Below are 4,261 nucleotides of genomic sequence, written 5' to 3'. Positions count from 1 at the left end.
AGCCGGAGCGCCCGGAGCACCGGTCGCCCGAGGGGCATACGCAGGCGCTTCCTCGTGATGGTCCATGAGCTTGAAACCCGAGGGCCCTTGATCGCCCGTGCCCATCTCTTTCTTGGTCACGTCGAGCGCCTTGCGCATGCTCGATTTGTTAACGCTGTAAACTTGGGCGATCTCTTCGGTGATCGTGCCTTCGCGGAAGAGCCGCAGGAGACATTGCTCGAAGCTGTTCCAGCCCGCCTGGTAACTCGACTCGATGATCTCGTGAAAATCGCGGAGGTCACTTTCTCCCAGGAGGATCGCTTCGCGAGTGCGGAGGTTGGAGCCCATGATCTCGTTCACCATGATCCGGCCGCCGCCGGCTTTCGGGGCCAGCCGCTGGCTGATCACATAACGCAGCGTATCGGCCAGGCGTTGGCGGATCTGCTGTTCCTCTTCGCTGGTGAACATGCCGATGATGCGGTTCACCGTTTGCGCGGCGCTGATGGTGTGAAGGGTGGAAAAAACGATGTGGCCCGTTTCCGCCGCGGTGAGGGCGATTTCCATGGTCTCACGGTCGCGAATTTCGCCGACGAGGATGACCTTGGGCGCCTGCCGCAACGCGGCGCGCAAGCCGGTATTGAAGTCGGAGAAATCATTGCCGAGCTGGCGCTGGCTGAAGGTCGCCTTGAGATGCGGATGCAGGAATTCGATCGGATCCTCGAGCGTCACGATGTGGACCTCGGAGTTCTGGTTGATCTCGTTGAGCATCGCCGCCAGCGTCGTCGTTTTGCCGCTGCCCGTGGCCCCGGTGACGAAGACGATGCCCGTCTTCTCCTTGATGATTTCCTTGAAGATCGGTTGCAGATTCAAACTGTCGCACGTCGGGATCTTCGTGCTCAGTTTGCGCATCACGATGGCGTGATTGTTATTCTGCTTGAAGATATTCACCCGGAACCGGGCGAGCCCCGGCACGTAGTAGCTGGTGTCGCAGGAGCCGGAGTTCTTGAGGTCATTCGTGAGCCGCTCGCTGTCGCCGATGATCTTGAGGGCAATCGCCTCCACGTGCGGGCCAGTCAGCATCGGCGTCAGGGGCTCGATCTCCAGGCCGGTGAGCTTGCCGTACATTTCCACCTGCGGGAGACGCCCCACGACGAAGAGCAAATCGGAAACGCCCTCACCCGCGTTGACCATCGTGGTGATCACTTCATCGAGGGCGAAGGTTTGCACCGGGGGCGCGGCGGGACGCGGCGCCGCTCCGCCAATATTCGCGATATTGGGGCGGACTTGAGGCTGGGTGGAGGCGGCCGCGCTGTTCATGGGAGGGCGGTTACCAGGAGTTAAATTGATCGGAGCTGATGGAGTTTGCATGCCGTTTTCGCCCTCCAGACTGAACAGTTTGCGTGCCAACGACCCGGGCTACGCGCGGCAAATGCGTGATAATTTCATACAGGGTCCAAGACAAACGGGCGACGGATAAACGCAGAGACACCGAGGCGCAGAGGAGAAAGGCGGAGAGATCGACTACGGATGGACACGGCTGGACATGAATTTGGGCGGCGGTCCGCCACCCCGTATCCATCCGTGAAATCCGTGGTCAAAATCCCCTTCTCCTCCCTCTGCGCTCTCTGCGCCTCGGCGTTTCAATTACCCAGCCTTCCGTCAAACTGCGGCTTGTGAACGCCAGGGGTGCCGTACACGAAAACCGCGAATGGACACGAATGGACGCGAGTTTTCAGAACACCCATGGCGGAGCAACCTCCTCCGAACTCTTCTATTCGCGTTTATTCGCGTCCATTCGCGGTTTGACTCCGCCCAGCCAGAGCAGTCCGCCTATTTAGCGGAGCACGGCACTCAGGAACGGCGCCGTGCGGCTGCGCTTGCACTTGGCGACTTCCTCCGGGGTGCCGGAGACGACGACTTCGCCGCCGCGCCCACCGGCTTCCGGGCCGATGTCGACGATGTAATCCGCGTCGGCGATGAGGCTGAGATTGTGCTCGATGACGATGACGGTGTTGCCGTCCTCGACGAGACCGTGGAGCACCTTCAGGAGTTCGGCGACGTCGGCCATGTGCAGGCCGATGGTCGGCTCTTCCAGCAAGTAGAGCGTCGATTTCGCCTCGCGATTTTGACGGAGGCGGGCGTACTGGGTGCGACCGAGGCCGCGCGTGAGTTCGCTGACCAGCTTGAGGCGTTGCGCTTCGCCGCCGCTGAGGGTCGGGCTGGGCTGGCCGAGTTTGAGATAGCCGAGTCCCGTTTCGCACAGTAGGGCGAGCGGGCGATGAATCTTCGGCTGCGCAGCAAAGAAGGCCGCGGCTTGCTCCAGCGTCATCTCCATCACGTCGCCGATGCTGCTCTCATTGTAGAGCACCTCGAGCGTGGCGGCGTTATAGCGCCGGCCGTGGCAATCGGTGCACGGGACGTAACTCGTGGGCAGGAAGTTCATCTCCACCTTGATCACGCCCTGGCCCTGGCAGGTGTCGCAGCGCCCACCCTCGGCATTGAACGAAAACCGACTGGCCGTGTAGCCGCGCATCCGCGCCAGCGGCATCTGCGCATAGAGCGAGCGGATTTCGTCGAAGACCTTGATGTAAGTGGCGGGCGTGGACCGCGAGGTCTTGCCGATGGGTGATTGATCGACCTCGTAGGCCGCTTCCAAGTGCTCCACCCCGGTGATGCTGCGGCAGCCGGGCGTCTCGATCTTTCGATTGCGCTTGAGATTGGCCGTCACCGCCGGCTTCAGCACCCCGCGCATGAGCGTGCTCTTGCCGGAGCCGGAAATGCCGGTCACGACGCTAAATCGCCCGATGGGAAACTTCACATCGACGTTTTTGAGATTGTGCAGGTCGGCGCCCTTTACCTCGAGCCAGCGCGTCACGTCCTTCAGGCTGCGACGCTCACCCCGGGTCGGGTGCTGCAACGGTTCGCGCAAATATTTACCAGTCGCCGAACCTTCGATCTTTTGAATCTGGGCGATCGTTCCCTGGGCAACGACCACGCCACCGCGCGAACCCGCACCGGGGCCGAGATCGATGATGGAATCCGCGCGCCGCATCGTGTCTTCGTCGTGCTCGACGACGATCAGCGAGTTGCCCTTGCGCTTGAGCGCTTCAAGGGTGTCGAGGAGCTTCTCATTGTCGCGCGGGTGCAGGCCGATGGTCGGTTCATCGAGCACATAGAGCACGCCGCGCAGGTTGGAGCCGAGCTGCGCCGCCAGGCGGATGCGCTGGCTCTCGCCACCGCTCAGCGTCTTGGCCGAGCGACTGAGCGCGAGGTAATCGAGCCCGACCTGGCCCATGAAAGTGAGCCGTTGTTGAATCTCCGGCACGATGTCCTGGGCGATCGGCTTTTGCGCCGCATCGAATTTGATTTTGCCGAGCAATTCCAACCCGTCGCCGACGGACAGGCCGGTGAATTCGTCGATCGTGCGCGACTGCAGCCGCACATGCCGGGCGATTTCATTGAGCCGCGCGCCGTGGCAGCTCGGGCAAGGCTTGGCTTCGCCTTCCTCCAGCCACTCGTGCTGGCGTTCCTGCGCCATCTCGATCTCGATGGCGGATTCCAGTTTCGGATCGACGTACGATTTCCACACCTCGCCAAAGCCGTGGCACTCCGGGCACCAGCCGTGCGGTGAATTGAAAGAAAACAGACGCGGGTCGAGTTCCTCGAAGGAGTCCCCGCAGCTCGGGCAGCTCATTTCCGTGCTCAAGACCGTCGCGCGCTTGCGAGCATCGAGCAGCTTGGCCGTCCCCTTCCCGATCTTCAGCGCCTGCTTGACCATCTCGCGGATTTGCTCCGGAGAATCGGGCTCGCCGATCAAAACATCGATGGTGTGCTCGCGAAAACGGTCGAGCTTTTCGAAACCTTCCACCGAGACGAATTTGCCGTCGACGAGCAGATCGGAGAAGCCCTGCTTTTCCGCCCATTTCGCGACATCGGTATGGAAGCCTTTGCGGGCCTTGATGAGCGGCGCGAGGATGCGGATGCGGTTGCCCTTGGCCAGCACCTCCACATGTTTGGCGACGGCGGCGGCGGTCTGCTTTTCCACGGCTACGTTGCACTTCGGGCAATACTGCGTGCCGAGCTTGGCAAACATCAGCCGCAGGAAATGGTAGACCTCGGTGACGGTCGCGACCGTCGACTTGCCCCCGCCGCGGGTGATACGCTGCTCGATGGCCACGCTCGGCGGCAGCCCGGAGATCAAGTCCACATCGGGCTTCTCGAGCTGCTCGACGAATTGCCGCGCATACGGCGACATCGAATCGAGGAACCGCCGCTGGCCTTC

Annotated in this window: 2 protein-coding genes; both read right to left on the bottom strand. The window is 61.9% G+C overall.

The features are described from left to right. A partial coding sequence (locus ABJF10_RS29715) for a PilT/PilU family type 4a pilus ATPase (protein WP_348548226.1) occupies nt 1–1,296 on the bottom strand: 1,296 nt, incomplete at its 3' end. 517 nt (nt 1,297–1,813) lie between these two features. Continuing rightward, nucleotides 1,814–4,261 (bottom strand): excinuclease ABC subunit UvrA (gene uvrA, locus ABJF10_RS29710; RefSeq protein ID WP_348548225.1); only part of this gene is annotated, 2,448 nt, incomplete at its 5' end.

The organism is Chthoniobacter sp., assembly GCF_040003245.1.
Classification (GTDB): Bacteria; Verrucomicrobiota; Verrucomicrobiia; order Chthoniobacterales; family Chthoniobacteraceae; genus Chthoniobacter.
The sequence above is the reverse complement of the archived record's forward strand: the minus strand, read 5'-3'. Positions and strand labels throughout refer to the sequence as shown.